The sequence below is a fragment of the Streptomyces swartbergensis genome, from assembly GCF_002148965.1.
Taxonomy (GTDB): Bacteria; Actinomycetota; Actinomycetes; order Streptomycetales; family Streptomycetaceae; genus Streptomyces; species Streptomyces swartbergensis.
This window is the reverse complement of record NZ_NGFN01000146.1, coordinates 1-20,447: the sequence shown is the minus strand read 5'-3', so window position 1 is coordinate 20,447 and position 20,447 is coordinate 1. Positions and strand designations below refer to the sequence as shown.

21 protein-coding genes and 5 tRNA genes are annotated in these 20,447 nt (G+C 70.2%); 19 read left to right on the top strand and 7 right to left on the bottom strand.

Translation table 11 applies throughout. The annotated features are described in order from the left end of the window. Positions 1-3,175 (bottom strand): sensor histidine kinase (locus tag CA983_RS22900; protein WP_086602768.1); only part of this gene is annotated, 3,175 nt, incomplete at its 3' end. Between the two features lie 600 nt (positions 3,176-3,775). Here CA983_RS22900 and CA983_RS22895 point away from each other — a divergent pair. The 9 genes from CA983_RS22895 (at position 3,776) to CA983_RS22855 (ending at position 7,999) form a co-directional block, all read left to right on the top strand. Next, a complete protein-coding gene (locus CA983_RS22895) occupies positions 3,776-3,967 on the top strand; it encodes a hypothetical protein (protein ID WP_020270047.1) in 192 nt (63 codons plus the stop codon). A 173-nt stretch (positions 3,968-4,140) separates the two neighbouring features. Beyond that, the gene (locus CA983_RS22890) at positions 4,141-4,917 is read left to right on the top strand and encodes a fumarylacetoacetate hydrolase family protein (protein WP_086602767.1); all 777 of its coding nucleotides are present in this window, start codon (positions 4,141-4,143) and stop codon (positions 4,915-4,917) included. After that, a complete protein-coding gene (gene gltX, locus CA983_RS22885) occupies positions 4,910-6,394 on the top strand; it encodes a glutamate--tRNA ligase (RefSeq protein WP_086602766.1) in 1,485 nt (494 codons plus the stop codon). The genes CA983_RS22890 and gltX overlap by 8 nt, the downstream gene beginning before the upstream one ends. Positions 6,395-6,685: 291 nt before the next feature. Continuing rightward, on the top strand, positions 6,686-7,417 hold the full coding sequence (locus CA983_RS22880) for an HAD family hydrolase (RefSeq protein ID WP_086602765.1): 732 nt from the start codon (positions 6,686-6,688) through the stop codon (positions 7,415-7,417). Positions 7,418-7,508: 91 nt separating this feature from the next. Continuing rightward, positions 7,509-7,580, top strand: a tRNA-Gln gene (locus CA983_RS22875). Positions 7,581-7,620: 40 nt separating this feature from the next. Next, positions 7,621-7,693 (top strand) — tRNA-Glu (locus tag CA983_RS22870). Positions 7,694-7,733: 40 nt separating this feature from the next. Next, a tRNA-Glu gene (locus tag CA983_RS22865) sits at positions 7,734-7,806 on the top strand. Positions 7,807-7,826: 20 nt separating this feature from the next. Further along, positions 7,827-7,898, top strand: a tRNA-Gln gene (locus CA983_RS22860). 28 nt (positions 7,899-7,926) lie between these two features. Then, positions 7,927-7,999: transfer RNA gene (locus CA983_RS22855), tRNA-Glu, on the top strand. Between the two features lie 178 nt (positions 8,000-8,177). On the opposite strand, the gene ndgR is transcribed toward CA983_RS22855, so the two are convergent. After that, positions 8,178-8,894, bottom strand: a complete 717-nt coding sequence (gene ndgR, locus CA983_RS22850) for an IclR family transcriptional regulator NdgR (protein WP_010044585.1) — start codon at positions 8,892-8,894, stop codon at positions 8,178-8,180. 197 nt (positions 8,895-9,091) lie between these two features. Between ndgR and leuC the strand changes: the two genes are divergently transcribed. From leuC to CA983_RS22830, 4 genes are all read left to right on the top strand, one after another. Beyond that, positions 9,092-10,522 carry a 3-isopropylmalate dehydratase large subunit gene (leuC, locus tag CA983_RS22845; RefSeq protein WP_086602764.1) on the top strand — a complete coding sequence of 477 codons (1,431 nt, stop codon included), beginning with the start codon at positions 9,092-9,094 and terminating at the stop codon, positions 10,520-10,522. Between the two features lie 5 nt (positions 10,523-10,527). Continuing rightward, complete coding sequence (leuD, locus tag CA983_RS22840) at positions 10,528-11,121, top strand: 3-isopropylmalate dehydratase small subunit (protein ID WP_086602763.1); 594 nt, start codon at positions 10,528-10,530, stop codon at positions 11,119-11,121. Positions 11,122-11,397: 276 nt separating this feature from the next. Continuing rightward, a complete protein-coding gene (locus tag CA983_RS22835; protein ID WP_020270054.1) occupies positions 11,398-11,628 on the top strand; it encodes an SCO5555 family protein in 231 nt (76 codons plus the stop codon). Positions 11,629-11,764: 136 nt separating this feature from the next. Then, positions 11,765-12,400: an HU family DNA-binding protein gene (locus CA983_RS22830; RefSeq protein ID WP_086602762.1), complete on the top strand. Its 636-nt coding sequence runs from the start codon at positions 11,765-11,767 to the stop codon at positions 12,398-12,400. Positions 12,401-12,471: 71 nt separating this feature from the next. Here CA983_RS22830 and CA983_RS22825 read toward each other — a convergent pair whose 3' ends face one another. Next, entirely contained in the window at positions 12,472-12,675 is a 204-nt protein-coding gene (locus tag CA983_RS22825; protein ID WP_010044574.1) for a hypothetical protein, read from the bottom strand. Between the two features lie 9 nt (positions 12,676-12,684). After that, a complete protein-coding gene (cofC, locus tag CA983_RS22820) occupies positions 12,685-13,323 on the bottom strand; it encodes a 2-phospho-L-lactate guanylyltransferase (RefSeq protein ID WP_086602761.1) in 639 nt (212 codons plus the stop codon). Between the two features lie 158 nt (positions 13,324-13,481). On the opposite strand from cofC, the gene CA983_RS22815 reads away from it, so the two are divergent. The 3 genes from CA983_RS22815 to CA983_RS22805 are packed head-to-tail and all read left to right on the top strand — an operon-like array spanning position 13,482 to position 16,527. Then, the gene (locus CA983_RS22815) at positions 13,482-14,303 is read left to right on the top strand and encodes a lysophospholipid acyltransferase family protein (RefSeq protein WP_086602760.1); all 822 of its coding nucleotides are present in this window, start codon (positions 13,482-13,484) and stop codon (positions 14,301-14,303) included. Continuing rightward, entirely contained in the window at positions 14,300-15,310 is a 1,011-nt protein-coding gene (locus CA983_RS22810; RefSeq protein ID WP_086602759.1) for an NAD(P)H-dependent glycerol-3-phosphate dehydrogenase, read from the top strand. The genes CA983_RS22815 and CA983_RS22810 overlap by 4 nt, the downstream gene beginning before the upstream one ends. Before the next feature lie 59 nt (positions 15,311-15,369). Continuing rightward, positions 15,370-16,527 carry a D-alanine--D-alanine ligase family protein gene (locus CA983_RS22805; protein ID WP_086602758.1) on the top strand — a complete coding sequence of 386 codons (1,158 nt, stop codon included), beginning with the start codon at positions 15,370-15,372 and terminating at the stop codon, positions 16,525-16,527. Between the two features lie 33 nt (positions 16,528-16,560). Here the strand turns inward: CA983_RS22805 and CA983_RS22800 are convergent, their stop codons facing one another. After that, positions 16,561-17,079, bottom strand: a complete 519-nt coding sequence (locus CA983_RS22800) for a DUF3515 domain-containing protein (RefSeq protein ID WP_244207057.1) — start codon at positions 17,077-17,079, stop codon at positions 16,561-16,563. A gap of 20 nt (positions 17,080-17,099) precedes the next feature. Then, positions 17,100-17,333: an Lrp/AsnC family transcriptional regulator gene (locus CA983_RS22795; protein WP_003997603.1), complete on the bottom strand. Its 234-nt coding sequence runs from the start codon at positions 17,331-17,333 to the stop codon at positions 17,100-17,102. A 205-nt stretch (positions 17,334-17,538) separates the two neighbouring features. On the opposite strand from CA983_RS22795, the gene CA983_RS22790 reads away from it, so the two are divergent. Further along, entirely contained in the window at positions 17,539-18,504 is a 966-nt protein-coding gene (locus tag CA983_RS22790) for a thiamine-phosphate kinase (RefSeq protein ID WP_086602756.1), read from the top strand. Further along, positions 18,501-19,292 (top strand): bifunctional hydroxymethylpyrimidine kinase/phosphomethylpyrimidine kinase, encoded by a 792-nt coding sequence (gene thiD / locus CA983_RS22785; protein ID WP_086602755.1) that lies wholly within the window; start codon positions 18,501-18,503, stop codon positions 19,290-19,292. The genes CA983_RS22790 and thiD overlap by 4 nt, the downstream gene beginning before the upstream one ends. A 96-nt stretch (positions 19,293-19,388) precedes the next feature. Here the strand turns inward: thiD and rpmB are convergent, their stop codons facing one another. Beyond that, positions 19,389-19,574: a 50S ribosomal protein L28 gene (rpmB, locus tag CA983_RS22780; RefSeq protein ID WP_004924906.1), complete on the bottom strand. Its 186-nt coding sequence runs from the start codon at positions 19,572-19,574 to the stop codon at positions 19,389-19,391. Positions 19,575-19,822: 248 nt separating this feature from the next. Here rpmB and CA983_RS22775 point away from each other — a divergent pair. Beyond that, on the top strand, positions 19,823-20,447 hold a 625-nt coding region (locus CA983_RS22775; protein WP_143645536.1), incomplete at its 3' end, for a DAK2 domain-containing protein.

Here is a 20,447-nt window from a genome sequence, read left to right as displayed (position 1 = left end):
AGCCGTTGTCGTAGGACTGCGGAGCCGGGTACTGGCCCGTGGAGCCGTTGTCCTGGCGCGGTGCGGGGTACTGGCCGGTCGAGCCGTTGTCGTAGGACTGCGGAGCCGGGTACTGGCCCGTGGAGCCGTTGTCGTAGGACTGCCCAGCCGGGTACTGGCCCGTCGTGGACGAAGGGTCGCGGCGGCCGGCCGTAGTGCCGAAGACGTCCGGGCGGACGAACTGGCCCGAACCCTGCGAGCCGTCCGTGCCGGGAGGGGCGAAACGGTCCGAGTGCTGGGGGCCGCCCGTGCCGTGGTCGGCCGGAGAGCCGGGGCCCTGCCGGTCGTCGTCGCGCGGGACGGCCGGGATCTCCGCCGTCGAGCCCGGGCCCTGGCGGTCGTCGATCCGCGGCATGGCAGAGGTACGGGAGACGTCCGGCTCCTCGTGCCCGCGCGGGGTGTCCAGCGAGGCACGCGGCACCGGCGGCTGGGCGTTCTCGTCGCTCCAGCTCGGCACGCGGGGCTGCGAGTCACCGCCGGGCAGCTCGGCCCGGGGACCGCCGCGCGGCGGCAGCTGCGGCCGACGGCCCTGGCCCTGCTCGGCGTTGCCCGGGCGGTGCCGGCCCCGGCCCTGGCCCTGCGGCCCGTTGGTACCCGCGGCCTGCAAACCCTGCGGGGCACCCGGCGCCTGACCGAATCCGGCCTCGGCCGGACGGCCCTGCGGCGGCGCGGGCGGAGCGCTCTGCTCGAACAACGACGGGGAGTTGTCGGGACCCTGCGGTCCGCGCCCTCCGCCCGGACGGCCACCGTCCGCGTCCCGCCCGGGCAGTGCGGCCCGCGGACCCTGGCCGGCGGCGAGCCGGCCACCGCCGGACGACGCACCGCCACCGAAGCCACCACCGGACGCGCCGGCTCCGAGGGCGCCACCGCCCTGGCCGGCACCGGCGGCACGCCGGGCCGCTGCCGCACCGGCGGCGGCCTGCGCGGCGGCCGGGCCGCCACCGCCGACCTGCGGCGGCTGACCGCCCTGCTTGGGCTGGGGCTTCCTGCCGCCCTGGGCGACGTCGACGGGCAGCATGACCAGCGCGGTCGTACCACCGGAGTCGGACGGGCGCAGCTGGATGCGGATGCCGTGCCGCTGCGACAGCCGGCCGACCACGAACAGACCCATGCGGCGGGAGACGGAGACGTCCACCGTCGGGGGAGAGGCGAGCCGCTCGTTGATCGCCGCCAGGTCCTCCGGCGACAGGCCGATACCGGTGTCGTGGATCTCGATCAGCACCCGGCCGTCGGGCAGGGCGTGACCGGTGACCTTGACCTTGGTCTGCGGCGAGGAGAACGAGGTCGCGTTCTCCAGCAGCTCGGCGAGCAGGTGCACGAGGTCGTTGACCACGCGGCCGGCCACTTCGGTGGTCGGCACGGAGGCCAGCTCGATGCGCTCGTACTGCTCCACCTCGGACGCGGCGGCACGCAGCACGTCGACCAGCGGGACCGGACGGGTCCACCGGCGGCCGGGCTCCTCACCGGCGAGAACGAGCAGGTTCTCACCGTTACGGCGCATGCGGGTCGCGAGGTGGTCGAGCTTGAACAGGGAGGACAGCTGGTCCGGGTCGGCCTCGCGGGACTCCAGTTCGGAGATCAGCGACAGCTGACGCTGGATGAGGCCCTGGGAGCGGCGCGAGAGGTTGGTGAACATCGCGTTGACGTTGCCCCGCAGCAGGGCCTGCTCGGCGGCGAGGCGGACCGCCTCGCGGTGCACGTCGTCGAAGGCCGCGGCCACCCGGCCGATCTCGTCCCGGGAGTGCACACCGACCGACTCCACGGACGTGTCGACGTCCTGCGGGTCGGACTCGGACAGCTGCTTGACCAGCTCGGGCAGCCGGTCGGAGGCGACCCTGGTGGCGGTCTCCTCCAGGCGGCGCAGCGAGCGGATCATGGAGCGGGCCACGACGAAGGCGCCGACCAGCGACACACCGAGCACGATGAGGATCAGGGCACCGGAGATGATCGCGTCGCGCTCGGTGGCGCTGCGCAGCTCGCGGGCCTTCTGTTCCATTTCCTCGAGCAGCGTGTGCTCGATGTTCTTCATCTGCTGGATCTTGGTGGAGCTGTCGTCCAGCCAGTCGCGGTAGGACCGCTTGTCCTGCTGTGCGAGTCCGCTCGCGGAGACCAGGGCACGACCCGCGTAGGTGTCGGTGGCCTTGATCGTGGAGTTGCCGCCGTCCTCGATGGGCTTGAGCAGCTCGGCGGCGGCGTCCTCGCCGTAGATGCTCTTGAAGCTGCGGATCTCGGACTTCTGGCTCTCCAGGGCTGACTCGGCGTAGAGCCGGTCGTTCGGCGAGAGCTTGCCGGTCGTGGTGTTGCTCGCGGGCAGCGCCGCCGCGAGGGCCGCGCGCTGGATCGAGGAGTACTCCTTGGCGGAGGAGAACGCCGCGAGCGCACGCGTGCGCTGGATCATGTCCGGGTTGCTGGTCGCCTCGGCCATGTCCTGGGAGAGGTCGATCAGGTTCTCGATCAGACGGTGGTACGCCTCGATCGTCTGCGTGGAGTTGTCCTCGGAGGCGTAGGCGCCCTTGCGGATCTGCTCCAGGTCGCCCAGCTCGCCGGCGAGCTGGATGAGGTACTCGCGGACGCCCTTGAGGTTGCCGTCCTTGCTGGCGGTGTCGATCTGCTCGGAACTGTCGAGGAAGTTCTTCCGCGCCCGGTCGGTCTTCTCGCGCAGGCCCTTGACCGTGAAGTCGGTGGCCTTGCCGCCGTGCGCCAGCGGGCCGGCCGACTGGTCGCGCTCCTCCTGGAGGGCGGCGGACAGCTCGGTGGCCTGCTTGGTCATGTCCGTCAGCAGCTTCATGTTGTCGAGCTGCTGGATGTCGTCCATGGACTGGTTGATACGCAGCGCGCCGAGCGAGGTGGCCGCGACCACCGGGAGGGCGAGCAGCGAGACCAGACGGGTGGAGATGCGCCAGTTGCGCAGGGCTATTCGCGGGCCGGGGCCGGACGGGCCGGCCGGCGGCTTCAGGGGCGGAGCCGGGCTCGCGGACCCCGTGGGGGCCGACGCGCCGGGGCGCCCGGGGCGTTCCCCGCCGTCACCCGCCGGGCCCTGGTTCTGGGCGTGCTGGGCCGAGGGACCTCGGTTGGTCCCGCCGTGCGGCTCCGGCTCCGCCGAAGCGCTGCCATCCCTCTTGAAACGTCCCTGCACTAGCGTCGCAACCTCTGGACCAGGCGCCCCATCGCGTGAACGGTGGGGCACGGTGTCGGCGTTCTGGGGACGCCCTGAGTACGCCCCCGTGGTGGTCTTGAGTGACCGGCGCTGGCTCCCCCTTCTCACCGCCACTCGGCGCGTCTGTGCGCCCCCTGTGCGCCGGCTCGATCCTGCGGCGGTCCGTGGCATTCCAGCACAGCACAGGATCTCCAACAAGGCTCGTAGGCCAGGCCGTGACATAGGTGACACCACGTGAGTGCCGAATCACCGGACGTAGAAAGCGGGTTAGTCCATTTCGGACGTATGCCCGCGAGTCGCCGAGGCGCCATGGGTGTCCCAGTCGCCATGATCAGCAGCGGAATGGGGGGTTCAGGGGGTCAATGTCCGTTTCGTTGGGGCAAGGCGCAAGCCCGGATTGACCGATTCGCCCCCTGATTCGTGAGAAAACTCACATGCTGATCATGAGATCCCCGCGATTGCGCCGGGAATCCCATGTTTAGCCTGACGCTTTACAGAGATGGCAGAACCGACAACCCGCGCCGGTGCAGGGTCGTACGCGCCCTCCGGTGCCCGTCACAGAACAGGGTCAAGTAAACAGTGAAGACGACGACGATGTTCCACAAGATCGCCAACCCGCGACGCACGACGCTGGCGCACCTGGACGACGCCGACGAACTGCAGACGCCGGAACAGCCGGAGCACCGCGTCGAACTCCCCACCCAGACTGCCAACCCCAAGCGCACCATCCTCACCGAGGTCCCCGTCGCGGCCGCCGCTGCCGCGGAGTGACACCAGGGAGTACGCGCACCGGCCGCCGGATGCTCACGGCGGCGGGACATCGGCATCGATAGGGGCGTCCCGGCGACGGGGCGCCCCTTCGTGATGCGCGCGGCGCGGACCCTTCCCCGCGTTAGCCTGGAGCGTCAGACTCCAGCCGCTTCAGTCAAGGGGCCAAGCATCCCGTGCGCATCGCCAGATTCTCCATCGACGGGAACGTCGCCTTCGGCGCCATCGAGGGCGAGAAGCAGGACGAGCTCGTCCTGGACATCATCAAGGGCATCCCGTTCGCGGACTTCGAGCTCTCCGGCACGAAGGTGCCGGTCGGCAAGGTGAGGCTGCTGCCCCCGGTGCTGCCCAACAAGGTCGTGGCCTTCGGCCGCAACTACGCGGAGCACGCGAGGGAACTGGGCCACGAGGTCCCGCAGGCCCCCTTCGCCTTCTTCAAGCCGTCCACCTCGGTGATCGGCCCCGGCGACGAGATCCAGTACCCCTCCTTCTCCCAGGAGGTGCACCACGAGGCCGAGCTGGCCGTGGTCATCGGCCGGATGTGCCGCGAGGTCCCGCGCGAGCGCGTCAAGGACGTGATCTTCGGCTACACCTGCGCCAACGACATCACCGCACGCGACGTCCAGAAGCGTGAGAAGCAGTGGGCGCGGGCCAAGGGCTTCGACACCTCGTGCCCCCTCGGTCCCTGGGTGGAGACGGAGCTGGACGCGAGCGACCTGACCATCCAGCTCACGGTCAACGGCCAGCAGCGCCAGCTGGGCCGCACCAGCGAGATGATCCACTCCATCGAGGACCTGATCGTCAACATCTCCGAGGCCATGACGCTGCTCCCCGGCGACGTGATCCTCACGGGCACCCCGGCTGGGGTCGGCCCCCTGAACGTCGGCGACGAGGTCGCCGTCACCATCGAAGGCATCGGCACTCTCACCAACAAGGTTGTCAAGCGTGGCTAGCGCACCCGGCTCCCCCGTACGCGTCCGTTTCTGCCCGTCGCCCACCGGTAACCCGCACGTGGGCCTGGTGCGCACCGCCCTGTTCAACTGGGCGTTCGCCAAGCACCACCAGGGCACCCTGGTCTTCCGCATCGAGGACACCGACGCGGCCCGCGACTCGGAGGAGTCGTACACCCAGCTGCTCGACTCGATGCGCTGGCTGGGCTTCGACTGGGACGAGGGCCCCGAGGTCGGCGGCCCGCACGCGCCGTACCGCCAGTCGCAGCGCATGGACCTCTACAAGGACGTCGCGGCCAAGCTCCTGGACGCCGGCCACGCCTACCGCTGCTACTGCTCCCAGGAGGAGCTGGACACCCGCCGCGAGGCCGCCCGCGCCGCCGGCAAGCCCTCCGGCTACGACGGCCACTGCCGGGAGCTGACCGACGCCCAGGTCGCCGAGTACAAGGCCCAGGGCCGGGAGCCGATCGTCCGCTTCCGCATGCCCGACGAGACGATCACCTTCACCGACCTGGTCCGCGGCGAGCTGACCTTCACCCCGGAGAACGTCCCGGACTACGGCATCGTCCGCGCCAACGGCGCCCCGCTCTACACGCTGGTCAACCCGGTCGACGACGCCCTGATGGAGATCACCCACGTCCTGCGCGGCGAGGATCTGCTCTCCTCCACCCCGCGCCAGATCGCCCTGTACAAGGCGCTGATCGAGCTGGGCATCGCCCAGCAGATCCCCTCCTTCGGCCACCTGCCGTACGTGATGGGCGAGGGCAACAAGAAGCTCTCCAAGCGCGACCCGCAGTCGTCCCTCAACCTCTACCGCGAGCGCGGCTTCCTCCCCGAGGGCCTGCTCAACTACCTCTCGCTGCTCGGCTGGTCCCTCTCGGCCGACCAGGACGTCTTCACGATGGACGAGATGATCGCGGCCTTCGACATCGCGGACGTCAACCCCAACCCGGCCCGCTTCGACCTGAAGAAGTGCGAGGCCATCAACGGCGACCACATCCGCATGCTGGACGTGAAGGACTTCACGGAGCGCTGCCGTCCGTGGCTCCAGGCGCCGTTCGCCCCCTGGGCCCCTGAGGCCTTCGACGAGGCCAAGTGGCAGGCCATCGCCCCGCACGCCCAGACCCGCCTCAAGGTGCTCTCCGAGATCACCGACAACGTCGACTTCCTCTTCCTGCCGGAGCCGGTGAAGGACGAGGCCAGCTGGACGAAGGCCATGAAGGAGGGCTCGGACGCCCTGCTGCGGACCGCCCGGGAGAAGCTGGAGGCGGCCGACTGGACCTCCGCCGAGTCGCTGAAGGAGGCCGTCCTGGCCGCCGGCGAGGCCCACGGCCTCAAGCTCGGCAAGGCCCAGGCCCCGGTCCGTGTCGCCGTCACCGGCCGCACGGTCGGCCTGCCGCTGTTCGAGTCGCTGGAGGTCCTGGGCAAGGAGAAGACCCTGGCCCGCATCGACGCGGCACTGGCGAAGCTGGCCGCGTAACGCGCACACGGCGAAACGCACGCACGACGAGGGCGGTGTCCGATCGGGGCGCCGCCCTTCGCCTGTCCTCAGGCGTCGATCTCGTCCACCAGGTAGTGGCTCTCGTCGAAGATCTCCGGGACCACCACGCCACGGCATCCGGTGTCCACCCAGCTCCGATTTCCCGGCAACCTCATGAACTGTTGACCACCGCCCACCGCCCACCCCCGCGACGGCCGGGGGCCCGGACCTCACGCTCTCCGGCACGATGACCCTGGGCTGAGAGCACCCGGCAGTGGGTACGGTCCGACCATGAGGATCCACGCCGTGGTCTGGGACGTCGACGACACCCTCTTCGACTACACCACCGCCGACCGCCTCGGCATGCGCGCCCACCTGACGGCCGAGGGCCTGCTCGACGACTACGACACCGTCGAGCAGGCCATCACCCGCTGGCGGGAGATCACCGACGCGCAATGGGCGCGCTTCGCGGCCGGTGAGGCCACCTTCGAGGAGCAGCGGCGCGACCGCGTACGGGTGTTCCTCGGCCAGGAGCTCACCGATGCCGAGGCCGACGCGTGGTTCCAGCGGTACATCACCCACTACGAGACGGCCTGGGCTCTCTTCCCGGACGTCCTGCCCGTCCTCGACGCCCTCGCCGCCAGCCACCGGCACGCCGTGCTCTCCAACTCCAGCCTCCACGTCCAGGACCGCAAGCTGCGCGTCCTCGGCGTCCACGACCGCTTCGAGAGCATCCTGTGCGCGGCCGAGCTCGGCGTCTCGAAACCCGAGGCCGGGGCGTTCCTCGCGGCCTGCGAGTCCCTGGGCCTGGCCCCTCACCAGGTCGCCTACGTCGGCGACCACCCGGAGATCGACGGGCGGGGTGCCGCCGACGCCGGGCTGCTGTCGGTGTGGATCGACCGCGGGGGTGCGTACGCCACGATCGACCCGCCCGTCGGGCCGCACCGCATCGCCTCCCTCGCCGAACTGCCGTCTTTACTCGGCGCGGATAGTCGTTTTGGAGCCCCGTCCACCTTCGGGTAATGTTCTTCCTGCGCCGCAGGGAGCAGGCCGGAAGGCAGGAATCCCAGGCGCACTGCTAGAACAAAATCCCCCTCCGGGGCTTGTGTTCCAGTGGCCTATGGTGTAATTGGCAGCACGACTGATTCTGGTTCAGTTAGTCTTGGTTCGAGTCCAGGTAGGCCAGCTCGCAGAGCTCATCTGCACCAGCGGATTCCGATCCGCAAGCCCCCGTTGTGTAGCGGCCTAGCACGCTGCCCTCTCAAGGCAGTAGCGCCGGTTCGAATCCGGTCGGGGGTACTGGTTCCGAAAGATCGACGATCATCTCGGGACTGCTAGGGCCCCCGTTGTGTAGCGGCCTAGCACGCCGCCCTCTCAAGGCGGTAGCGCCGGTTCGAATCCGGTCGGGGGTACTGACTGGTCTAAACCGCATTGGTCTATGGTGTAATTGGCAGCACGACTGATTCTGGTTCAGTTAGTCTTGGTTCGAGTCCAGGTAGACCAGCTCGGACCTGCGGAAACGCAGTGTCCAGGCCCCCGTTGTGTAGCGGCCTAGCACGCCGCCCTCTCAAGGCGGTAGCGCCGGTTCGAATCCGGTCGGGGGTACGTACGAGAAGAGGCCCTCCACTTCGGTGGAGGGCCCTTCTGTTCCTGGGGCGCGGGGAACTGCGCGAGCAACCACTGCTGACCCGCACTCGACGATGAAACCGCCCCTGTCACGGCGCCTGGTCGGGGAAAGCCTGCCGCGGCGTTGAGGCCGACCCTCCCCGAAGCGCTCTGTCGGTCAGCCGGTACGCCGCAACGCCTCGGAGAGGCGCCCGGCCGCATCGATCACAGCCTGCGCGTGCATCCGGCCCGGGTGACGCGTCAACCGCTCGATCGGCCCGGACACCGACACGGCGGCCACCACGCGGTTGGAAGGGCCCCGCACCGGCGCGGAGACGGACGCGACCCCCGGCTCGCGCTCGCCGATCGACTGGGCCCAGCCCCGGCGCCGTACGCCCGACAGGGCAGTCGCCGTGAAGCGCGCGCCCTGGAGGCCGCGGTGCAGCCGCTCCGGCTCCTCCCAGGCCAGCAGGATCTGCGCCGAGGAGCCGGCCTTCATCGTGAGCGTCGACCCGACCGGGACCGTGTCCCGCAGTCCGGACAGACGCTCCGCCGCGGCGACGCAGATGCGCATGTCGCCCTGGCGACGGTAGAGCTGCGCGCTCTCACCCGTGACGTCACGGAGGTGGGTGAGCACCGGGCCCGCGGTGGCGAGGAGACGGTCCTCGCCCGCGGCCGCGGCCAGTTCTGCCAGGCGAGGGCCGAGAATGAAACGGCCCTGCATGTCGCGCGCCACCATGCGGTGGTGTTCCAGCGCCACGGCCAGGCGGTGGGCCGTGGGTCGTGCCAGTCCGGTGGCGCCGACCAGGCCCGCGAGGGTGGCCGGACCGGACTCCAGAGCGCTCAGGACGAGGGCCGCCTTGTCCAGAACGCCGACGCCGCTACTGTTGTCCATGAAACGATACTCGCGTCTCACTCTGTGAAACGCAAGTTCAAATTCTCGTGGAACCCGCCACCCTGGAAGACACGAAGTCACAGCGGCCCGTGACGTACGGGCCTGGCGGCGGTTGCCCGGGAACGCAGGGGCGCGGGCCCGCCTCTTCAAGATCTCTAGTTGGGTCGGCGGAGCGTCGTCGACCGGAGGGAACAGCGATGGGTAGGACACTCGCGGAGAAAGTCTGGGACGACCATGTCGTCCGGCGCGCGGAGGGCGAGCCCGACCTTCTCTTCATCGATCTGCACCTGCTGCACGAGGTGACCAGCCCGCAGGCCTTCGACGGCCTCCGCAAGAGCGGCCGCACGGTGCGGCGCCTCGACCTCACCATCGCGACCGAGGACCACAACACCCCCACCCTCGACATCGACAAGCCGATCGCGGACCCGGTCTCCCGGATCCAGCTGGAGACGCTGCGCAAGAACGCCGCCGACTTCGGCGTGCGGCTGCACCCGCTGGGCGACGTCGAGCAGGGCGTCGTGCACGTCGTCGGTCCGCAGCTCGGCCTGACCCAGCCCGGCATGACGGTGGTCTGCGGCGACTCCCACACCTCCACGCACGGTGCTTTCGGCGCGCTGGCGTTCGGCATCGGCACCTCCCAGGTGGAGCACGTGCTGGCCACCCAGACGCTGCCGATGTCCCGCCCGAAGACCATGGCGATCACGGTCGACGGCGAACTGCCCGAGGGCGTCACCGCCAAGGACCTGATCCTGGCGATCATCGCCCGGATCGGCACCGGCGGCGGCCAGGGCTACGTCCTGGAGTACCGGGGCGAGGCCATCGAGAAGCTGTCGATGGAAGCGCGGATGACCATCTGCAACATGTCGATCGAGGCCGGCGCCCGCGCGGGCATGATCGCCCCGGACGAGACCACCTTCGCGTACCTCAAGGGCCGCCCGCACGCCCCCGAGGGCGCGGACTGGGACGCGGCCGTCGAGTACTGGAAGACGCTGAGGACCGACGAGGACGCCGAGTTCGACGCCGAGGTCGTCATCGACGCCGCCGAACTGTCGCCGTTCGTCACCTGGGGCACCAACCCCGGCCAGGGCGCACCGCTTTCGGCGTCCGTCCCCGACCCTGCTTCGTACGAAGACGCATCGGAGCGCTACGCCGCCGAAAAGGCCCTGGAATACATGGGGTTGGAGGCCGGCCAGCCGCTGCGCTCCATCAAGGTGGACACCGTCTTCGTAGGCTCCTGCACCAACGGCCGCATCGAGGACCTGCGCGCCGCCGCCGAGCTGATCAAGGGCCGCAAAGTCGCCGACGGCGTACGGATGCTGGTCGTCCCGGGCTCCGCGCGGGTGGGTCTGCAGGCCGTCTCCGAGGGGCTGGACGTCGTCTTCAAGGACGCCGGTGCCGAGTGGCGGCACGCGGGCTGCTCGATGTGTCTGGGCATGAACCCCGACCAGCTGGCCCCGGGGGAGCGCTCCGCGTCCACCTCCAACCGCAACTTCGAGGGCCGGCAGGGCAAGGGCGGTCGTACGCACCTGGTGTCGCCGCAGGTCGCGGCCGCCACCGCCGTCCTTGGCCACCTGGCCTCCCCGGCCGACCTGGCCGACGCCGACACCCGTACGCCCGCTGGAGTCTGAGAATCATGGAAGCCTTCACCACCCACACCGGCCGGGCCGTCCCGCTGCGCCGCAGCAACGTCGACACCGACCAGATCATCCCCGCCCACTGGCTCAAGAAGGTCACGCGGGACGGGTTCGAGGACGGGCTGTTCGAGGCCTGGCGCAAGGATGAGTCCTTCATCCTCAACCAGCCCGAGCGGCAGGGCGCGACCGTCCTGGTCGCCGGACCCGACTTCGGCACCGGCTCCTCCCGCGAGCACGCCGTCTGGGCACTTCAGAACTACGGCTTCAAGGCCGTGATCTCCTCCCGCTTCGCCGACATCTTCCGCGGCAACTCGCTCAAGAACGGCCTGCTCACGGTCGTTCTGGAGCAGAAGATCGTGGACGCGCTGTGGGAACTCACCGAGAAGGACCCGCAGGCCGAGATCACCGTCGACCTGGTCGCCCGCGAGGTCCGCGCCGAGGGCATCACCGCCTCCTTCGAGCTGGACGAGAACGCCCGCTGGCGGTTGCTGAACGGCCTCGACGACATCTCGATCACCCTCCAGAACGAGGAGGACATCTCCGCGTACGAGGCGAAGCGCCCGTCGTTCAAGCCGCGGACGCTGCCGGTCTGATCCGGAGCACGGTCCGCCGCCGCTGAACAAGGCGACTTTCGGCCACCGCAACACCCCTGTGTACCCCCGATCAGCCCGATCGGGGGTACAGCCTTTTCTGCACCCGAACGGCCCTGCCGACCCTGAGCCGGGCACTCAACTTCCCACGTTAAGCCGGTGGTTGTTGGGGTACGCGAGATGTACAGCCGTGACTTCCGTGTGCGCCCGGAAGACCGTTTGAGGCGGCAGTTGTCCCCTGCGCAGGCGACAACTCGCCCCAGATGGCACAATCTGTGCATGGAACACGACGGCCAACTCGAGCTCTATACGGCAGTCGCGGGCCAACTCAAGGAAGCGCACGCAAGAGTGCGCGCACTGCAAGTCCCGGAGGGCGTACGGATGGCGCTGACCCGGAAGCTGCTGGTCATTACGGCCGCGGCCAAGCACGATCTCGCCGACGCGGCAAGGCGGCTGGATCGGTTCACCGCGGACCTCGACGAGGGACGTCTCCCCGACGAGGAACGCTGAACCGGACGACACCGTCGAGTTCGCTGCGGCACAAGGGTGATAAGCCCGTTTCGTGTTTGATTTGCGGTATATATCTGCCTAACGTGCGAAAAAGCTTGAACACTTTCGTTCTGGCGATGTCTCCGAAGGGGAAGACGTGAACAAGGCGCAGCTCGTAGAAGCGATTGCCGACAAGATGGGCGGCCGACAGCAGGCCGCCGACGCTGTCGACCATGTACTGGACGCCATCGTCCGCGCGGTCGTCGCAGGTGAGAGGGTCTCCGTCACCGGCTTCGGTTCCTTCGAGAAGGTCGACCGTCCGGCCCGCTACGCCCGTAACCCCCAGACGGGCGAGCGGGTTCGGGTCAAGAAGACCTCCGTTCCGCGCTTCCGCGCGGGCCAGGGCTTCAAGGACCTGGTCAGCGGCTCGAAGAAGCTGCCGCGCGGCGGCGAGGTCTCCGTCAAGAAGGCTCCGAAGGGCAGCCTGACCGGCGGCGCCGGCGCGACGGTCAAGAAGGCCGCCGCGAAGAAGGCGACCGCCAAGACGGCGGCCGCGAAGAAGGCCACGGCGAAGAAGGCTCCTGCGAAGAAGGCCACCACCAAGACGGCGGCCGCGAAGAAGACCACGGCGAAGAAGGCTCCGGCCAAGACCACGACGGCCAAGACCACCGCCGCGAAGAAGACCACCGCCAAGAAGGCACCGGCGAAGAAGGCGACCGCCAAGAAGGCGCCCGCCAAGAAGTCGACGGCGCGCACGACCACCGCGAAGAAGACCACCGCCCGCAAGAAGTAGGGGCGCTGGGGAACTCACGCGCCGGGCCGGACTCCGTACGGAGTCCGGCCCGCGGTGTGTTCAGGGAGTGATCAGAGGGTCTGCAGGGTCACCAGAGTGATCCGGAGATCCTCCTTCGCGCCTTCCACCTCGATCCGCACCCGCTGTCCCGGGCGCAGCAGCCTCAAGCCGCCCGCGTCGAACGCCGCAGCGTCGAAGGGCACCGGGGTGCCGTCGTCCAGGAGGACTTGCCCACTGCGGCTTTCGGGGTCGTACGTGTACGCGGTCGCCTGCATGGCCGCAGCCTACTGCCCGGGTATCAGCAACCGCGCGGCGGCCGCGGCCGTATGAGGGCCGACTCCGAGGGCCAGCGCGGTGCGCAGGTCGTCGCCGGTGTCCACGTCCTGGCGTACCGAATCCACGGCGGCGAGCGACAGTTCCACGGCCCCGGAGGCGCGGTGCCGGGCCCGGGAATCGACACCGAAAGCCGGGAACAATGGCCGGCCAGGGGCGGCGGCCAGCAGAGTCGTACCGATTTCGGCCGCGTCCGGGAGAAAAGCGCGCGGGAATTCAGCGGCGCCGTCGAGTACCCGGGCCAATTCCGGCGGGCGCAGCGCCGGCAGGTCGGCGTTGAGCGCGGCCACCGAACTTTCGGGACGTGCGGAGCGTACGGCCGCCGCCGCGTGTGCGAGGGCGGCGTTGAGGCCGCTTCCCGGCTCGTCGGGGATGATCGCGGCGCCCAGCGCGGCCAGCTCGCGGCCCGCCCGGGCGTCGTCCGTGACGACTGCCACATCCCGTACCGCCGGGCACGCCAGCGCGGCCGCCACCGTGTCCTGGGCGAAGGCGAGCGCCAGGTCCGGCCGCAGCCCGTCGTCCGCGGTGTCCGCAAGCCTGCTCTTGGCCTGGGCCAGGGGCTTCAGGGGTACGACCAAGGTCCACTGCACAGGTGTTCCGTCCCTCTCTTGTCGCGGTCATTGTCACCCGGGGCCGACGGCGCCCGGCATGTCGGGGCGTACGGTGTTCTCGACAGACCGGCGGCCTGGGGCGACACTTGTGCGGCCCCCCGTGGCCTCCGCATCAGGCCCTAGAGGAAGGTGTCCGCGTGCCCCGCCGCAGAATCGGCTTCTGGTACCGCCTCGCTGCGGTGATCTGCAAACCGCCGCTGGTGGTTCTGCTCAAGCGGGACTGGCGCGGAATGGAGCACATTCCGGCCGAGGGCGGATTTATCACCGCGGTGAACCACAATTCGCATATCGACCCCTTCGCTTACGCGCACTTTCAGTACAACACCGGGCGCGTCCCGCGATTCCTCGCGAAGAGCGCGCTTTTCAAGAAGGGATTCGTCGGTGCCGCGATGCGCGGCACCGGGCAGATTCCCGTCTACCGCGAGAGCACGGACGCGCTGAGCGCCTTCCGGGCCGCGATCGACGCCGTGGACCGCGGGGAATGCGTCGCCTTCTATCCCGAGGGCACCCTCACCCGCGACCCGGCGGGCTGGCCCATGACCGGCAAGACCGGGGCCGCCCGCGTCGCCCTCCGGACCAAGTGCCCGGTGATTCCCGTCGCCCAGTGGGGCTGCAACGAACTGCTGCCGCCGTACGCGAAGAAGCCGCACCTTCTGCCGCGCAAGACGCACCGCGTGCTCGCCGGACCGCCGGTGGACCTCACGCGGTTCTACGACCGGGAGATGACCGCGGAGCTCCTGAAGGAGGCCACGGAGGTCATCATGGCCGCCATCACCCGCCAGCTGGAGGAGATCCGCGGCGATGAGGCGCCCGAGACGCCCTACGACCCGCGCCGGGAGCGGATCGAACAGCGGCGCCGCACCCAGGCGCAGACACAGCGGGGCGTGCAGCAGGCGGCATCGCAGGTGCAGCCGGCACAGCCGGCGCAGTCGGCACAGGAAGAGGGGCTGGGCAAGTGAGCAAGCCGGTCAAGGCGGCGGTCCTGAGCGCCGGTTCGTGGGGCACGGCCTTCGGCATGGTGCTCGCCGACGCCGGGTGCGAGGTCACCCTGTGGGGACGCCGCCCGGAGGTCGTGGAGGCGATCAACTCCACCCGCACCAATCCCGACTACTTCCCGGGCGTCGAACTCCCGGAGAACGTGCGGGCCACCACGGATGCCGCGGAAGCCGCCGCGGACGCCGACTTCACGGTCCTCTCGGTGCCCTCGCAGACCCTGCGCGGCAACCTCGCCGACTGGTCCCCGCTGCTGGCCCCCGGCACGGTCCTCGTGTCGCTGATGAAGGGCGTCGAACTCGGCTCCGCGATGCGGATGAGCGAGGTCATCGACGACGTCGCCAAGGTCGGCCAGGACCGCATCGCGGTGGTGACCGGACCCAACCTGGCCCGCGAGATCGCCGCGCGGATGCCGGCCGCCGCCGTGGTCGCCTGCACCGACGAGGCCGTCGCCCAGCGGCTCCAGGTCGCCTGCCACACGCCGTACTTCCGCCCGTACACCAACACCGACGTCGTCGGCTGCGAACTCGGCGGCGCGGTCAAGAACGTCATCGGCCTGGCCGTCGGCATCGCGGACGGCATGGGGCTCGGCGACAACGCCAAGGGCTCGCTCATCACCCGCGGTCTCGCCGAGACCACCCGGCTCGGCATCGCCCTCGGTGCCGACCCGCTGACCTTCTCCGGACTCGCGGGCCTGGGCGACCTGGTGGCCACCTGCTCCTCGCCGCTGTCCCGCAACCACACCTTCGGCACCAACCTCGGCAAGGGCATGACGCTCCAGGAGACCATCGCGGTCACCAAGCAGACCGCCGAGGGCGTCAAGTCCTGCGAGTCGGTGCTGGATCTGGCCCGCCGGCACGGCGTCGACATGCCCATCACGGAGACGGTCGTCGGCATCGTGCACGAGGGCAAGCCTCCTGTGGTGGCCCTCAAGGAGCTGATGTCGCGCAGCGCGAAGCCGGAACGACGCTGAGCGACGCGGGCCCGCGGGCGCTGTATCCGGGCCCTACCAACGGGTACTCTCAACGCGATATGAGCACCGAGAACCTCCCCCAGAGCCCCGAGCAGCCGCCTCGCAAGCCGCGTGTGGCCGTCGTGTTCGGCGGGCGCAGCTCCGAACACGGGATCTCCGTGGTCACCGCCGGCGCCGTCCTCAAGGCCATCGACCGGACGAAGTACGACGTCCTGCCGATCGGCATCACCCAGGACGGCCGTTGGGCGCTCACGGCGGACGAACCGGAGCGGATGGCGATCATCGACCGGCGCCAGCCGAGCGTCGACCTGCTCGCCGAGTCCGGCGAGGGCGGAGTGATCCTCCCGGTCGACCCCGCCAACCGCGAAGTCGTCTACAGCGAGCCGGGATCGGTCCCCAAGGCGCTCGGCGAGGTCGACGTGGTCTTCCCGGTGCTGCACGGCCCCTACGGCGAGGACGGCACCCTCCAGGGCCTCCTGGAGCTCTCCGGCGTCCCCTACGTGGGCTCGGGCGTGCTCGCCTCGGCCGTGGGCCAGGACAAGGAGTACATGAAGCGGGTGTTCACCTCGTTCGGGCTGAAGGTGGGCCCGTACCTGGTGATCCGGCCCCGCGAGTGGCAGCAGGACGAGTCGGCCGCCCGCAAGAAGATCGTCGACTTCGCCGGCGAGCATGGCTGGCCGCTGTTCGTGAAGCCCGCGCGCGCCGGTTCGTCGATCGGCATCACCAAGGTCGACGACCTCTCCGGCCTCGACGAGGCGATCGCCGAGGCCCAGCGGCACGACCCGAAGATCCTCGTGGAGGCCGCGCTGCGCGGCCGCGAGATCGAGTGCGGCGTCCTGGAGTTCGAGGACGGCCCGCGGGCCTCCGCCCCCGCCGAGATCCCCTCGCCAGAGGCGCACGCGTACTACGACTTCGAGGCCAAGTACATCGACTCGACGCCGGGGATCGTGCCGGCGCCCCTGACGCCACAGGAGACGGCGGAGGTCCAGCGCTTGGCGGTCGACGCGTTCGAGGCGGTGTCCTGCGAGGGCCTGGTCCGCGCGGACTTCTTCCTCACCGAGGACGGCGAGTTCGTGATCAACGAGATCAACACGATGCCCGGCTTCACGCCCATCTCGATGTACCCGCAGATGTGGCAGGCGAGCGGGGTGAGCTACCCGGAGCTGGTGGACCGGCTGGTGCAGGCGGCGCTTCGCCGTTCGACGGGTCTTCGCTAGCCGGTCTCAGGACACCGTCCGACCCCACGGCACTCAGGCGATCCCCTCGGGGATCGCCTTCTTCACGGCCGACGCCAGATCGATCAGGGCCCCCGAGCTGTCCACACCCTCCGGCACTGTCACCTCGACATAGGCCTCACGGTTCGCCGAGGTGAACCGGTACCCCCCGTCGTCCTGCTTCTCCATCAGCCAGTCGACCCCGTTCACACCCCCCGCGACCGCATCCGGATCATGCCCGTCGGCCACCTTCGGGTCGACCATCTTCGGCGGCTGCGGCACACCGCAGCGAAGTATGATCGCCGGGCTGCCCCAGCCCGCCGTCAGCGCCGACGCGGGCTCGGGATCCTCGCGACGCTCTCCGTCCACCTTCGCGGGCAGTACCTTGTCCAGGTTGCGGCACAGTTCCGCGACCTTCGCGTCCGGACTGGGAACCGCCGCCGACGCGCTGTCGTCTGCCGAGGAGCAGCCCGCGGCAGTGATCAACAGCGCGAGAGCGGGCAGGCGGAGCAAAACGCGGAACACAGAGCGGTGCCGGTGACGGAAAGACTTCACCGGCACAGGGTAGACGGGGGCTACAGATGGACGACCGGGCAGGTCAGGGTGCGGGTGATGCCGTCCACTTGCTGGACTTTGGCGACCACCATGCGTCCGAGGTCGTCGACGGTGTCGGCCTGGGCCCGCACGATCACGTCGTAGGGTCCTGTGACGTCCTCGGCCTGGATGACTCCAGGAATCTTGCTGATCGTCTCGGCGACGGTCGACGCCTTGCCGACCTCCGTCTGGATCAGGATGTACGCCTGTACCACGGAACCTCCAGGGCGGCCACGAGGATCATGTGGGGAAAAGGAACGCCACGGTATCGCGTCGCCGCTCGCCGCGGGGAGACCTGCGGGGACCGGGTCTTGCGCGCCGGGGTGCAGGTCCGGCAGAACTTGACGGTCACTTCGACCGTAGCGAGGACCGAGAGGCCTCGCGACCGGGCACGGACAGGGACAGAAGGGGAGAAAGGCAATGAAGGGCACTGTTGGTGAGCTCGGTGAGTTCGGGCTCATCAGGGAGCTCACCTCCCGTCTGACCACCACCCCGGCGGTCCGGGTCGGCCCCGGCGACGACGCCGCCGTGGTGGCCGCGCCCGACCGCCGGGTCGTGGCCAGTACGGACATCCTGGTGGAGGGCCGGCACTTCCGCCGCGACTGGTCGACGGCCTACGACGTGGGCCGCAAGGCGGCGGCGCAGAACCTCGCCGACATCGCCGCCATGGGCGCCGTACCGACCGCGCTGCTGCTCGGCCTGGTCGTTCCGGCCGAGCTGCCGGTGACGTGGCCGAGCGAGCTGATGGACGGCCTGCGCGACGAATGCCAGGTGGCGGGCGCCGCCGTGGTCGGCGGTGACGTCGTACGCGGCGACTCGATCATGGTGTCGATCACCGCGCTCGGCGATCTGCGCAACCAGGAGCCGGTGACGCGGGCGGGCGCCCAGCCCGGCGACCTCGTCGCCGTGACCGGCTGGCTGGGCTGGTCCGCGGCCGGGTACGCGGTGCTCTCTAGGGGGTTCCGCTCGCCGCGCGCCTTCGTGGAGGCCCACCGGCGGCCCGAGCCGCCGTACCACGCGGGTCCGGCCGCCGCCGGGCTCGGGGCGACCGCCATGTGCGACGTGAGCGACGGGCTGATCGCCGACCTCGGGCACATCGCCGAGGCCAGCAAGGTCCGCATCGACATCCGCTCCGGGGCGATCGACATCCCCTCCCAGATGAACGACATCGGGCAGGCCGTCGGCGTCGACCCCATGCAGTGGGTGCTGACCGGGGGAGAGGACCACGCGATCGTGGCGACCTTCCCGCCGGACGTGAAACTGCCCGCCCGCTGGAAGGTCATCGGCGAGGTCCTCAACCCGTCGGCGCTGCCCCAGGTGACGGTCGACGGGGCGCCGTGGACCAGCAAGGGCGGCTGGGACCACTTCGGGGACATGGACTCATGATTCCCAACGTCCTGACGGTGGCGGGCTCCGACTCGGGCGGCGGCGCGGGCATCCAGGCCGACCTGAAGACGATGCTCGCGCTCGGCGTGCACGGCATGAGCGTCCTCACGGCTGTGACCGCGCAGAACTCCCTCGGCGTGCAGGGGGCTTGGGAGCTGCCGGTGGAGGCGGTGCGGGCCCAGTACCGCAGCGTCGTCGACGACATCGGCGTCCAGGCGGTCAAGACCGGGATGCTGGCCTCCGCGGAACTCGTGGAGACGGTGGCCGAGTTGATCGCGGGCACGGACGCCCCGGCGGTCGTCGACCCGGTGGGCGTCTCCAAGCACGGCGACTCCCTGCTCGCCGCCTCCGCGCTGGACTCCGTCCGTACGAAGCTGCTTCCGGTGGCGACGGTCGCCACCCCGAACCTCGACGAGGTGGCCCAGCTGACGGGCGTGCGCGTCGAGTCGGAGGAGCAGCTGCGGCGGGCCGCGGCGGCCGTGCTCGGGTACGGGCCGCGGTGGGTGCTGATCAAGGGCGGTCACCTGCCCGGGGACGCCGTGGACCTGCTCACCGACGGCTCCGAGGAGCACTGGCTGCGGGCGCCTCGCCACGACAACCGGCACACCCACGGCACGGGCTGCACGCTGGCCTCCGCGATCGTGTCGCAGCTGGCGAAGGGGGACTCGGTGCCGGAGGCGGTGGCGGCGGCCAAGAGTTACGTCACCGGGGCGATCGCGGCCGGGTTCGCGCTCGGCGGGGGGATCGGGCCGGTGGATCACGGCTGGCGGTTCCGGGCCGGTTCCTGAGCATCATGACCGCGTCAGGACACGGCAAAGAGCCGGTCCACCTGAGGTGGACCGGCTCTCTGAGCGAACCAGCAGTGGCCGCGCGCTAGCTGAGCGTCAGCGCGAGACCTTGCCGGCCTTGATGCACGAGGTGCAAGCGTTCACGCGCTTCGGCGTCCCGCCCACCACGGTACGCACACGCTGGATGTTCGGGTTCCAGCGACGGGGCGTACGGCGGTGCGAGTGCGAGATGTTGTTGCCGAAGCCCGGCCCCTTGCCGCAGACGTCGCAGTTGGCAGCCACGGGTCACTCCAAAGACTTCAGATGCACTTACGGTTGATCCCGGCATGCCGGGATCCGGATCAGAGGATCTTGGTGGCGCTGCCAGGGGAATGGCCCGATTCGGATCGGGCAACCGGAGCAGCATACAACGACTGCGCCCGTGCAATGAAACTACCATGGTCGGCCCGGGACCTCTCCCGGCCCACTTCCGGTGGACACCGCCCCGCGGTCTACGCTGCGTGCCACGTCCAGCAGCTCAGGGAGGCGCAGTGGCGCAGGTGCCGCAGACATTCTTCGATGCTCTCGCGGTGCGCACCTGGTGCGGTCTCGCACTCGAGACGCTGGGGCGGGCGCGTGAGGAGATCGACGCGATCAACGTCTATCCCGTGGCGGACGGGGACACCGGCACGAATCTGTATCTGACCGTGGAGTCCGCCGTGGCGGCGGTCGAGGCCGTGTTCGCGGGGCACGCGGCGCGGTCGGGTCCCGAGGGGCCGACGCTGGCCGACGCCGTCCGGGCGATGGCGCACGGGGCGCTCATCGGTGCCCGTGGGAACTCCGGGACGATCCTCGCCCAGCTGCTGCGCGGCATGTCCCAGGTGCTGGCCGAGGGCGGCACCGCGCAGGCCGGCGGCGAGAGCGCGCACGCCGACGGCCGGGGCCTGCGGCTGGCCCTGCGGCACGCGGCCGACTCCGCCCGGCAGGCCGTGGCCCACCCCGTCGAGGGCACGGTCCTCACGGTCGCCTCGGCCGCTGCCGATGCCGCCGACGCGGCCTGCGGTGCCGAGGGTGACTGCGGGACGGTGGCCCGGACGGCCTATGAGGGAGCGCGCGCGGCCCTGGCCGCGACGCCGGGCCAGCTGCCCGTCCTGGAACGCGCGGGGGTGGTCGCTG

Excerpts from the sequence above, each read along its gene's own strand:
- CA983_RS22880 (WP_086602765.1), top strand. The coding sequence starts at position 6,686 with ATGAGGATCCACGCCGTGGTCTGGGACGTCGACGACACCCTCTTCGAC.
- ndgR (WP_010044585.1), bottom strand. The coding sequence starts at position 8,894 with ATGGACAACAGTAGCGGCGTCGGCGTTCTGGACAAGGCGGCCCTCGTC.
- leuC (WP_086602764.1), top strand. The coding sequence starts at position 9,092 with ATGGGTAGGACACTCGCGGAGAAAGTCTGGGACGACCATGTCGTCCGG.
- leuD (WP_086602763.1), top strand. The coding sequence starts at position 10,528 with ATGGAAGCCTTCACCACCCACACCGGCCGGGCCGTCCCGCTGCGCCGC.
- CA983_RS22835 (WP_020270054.1), top strand. The coding sequence starts at position 11,398 with ATGGAACACGACGGCCAACTCGAGCTCTATACGGCAGTCGCGGGCCAA.
- CA983_RS22825 (WP_010044574.1), bottom strand. The coding sequence starts at position 12,675 with ATGCAGGCGACCGCGTACACGTACGACCCCGAAAGCCGCAGTGGGCAA.
- CA983_RS22805 (WP_086602758.1), top strand. The coding sequence starts at position 15,370 with ATGAGCACCGAGAACCTCCCCCAGAGCCCCGAGCAGCCGCCTCGCAAG.
- CA983_RS22790 (WP_086602756.1), top strand. The coding sequence starts at position 17,539 with ATGAAGGGCACTGTTGGTGAGCTCGGTGAGTTCGGGCTCATCAGGGAG.
- thiD (WP_086602755.1), top strand. The coding sequence starts at position 18,501 with ATGATTCCCAACGTCCTGACGGTGGCGGGCTCCGACTCGGGCGGCGGC.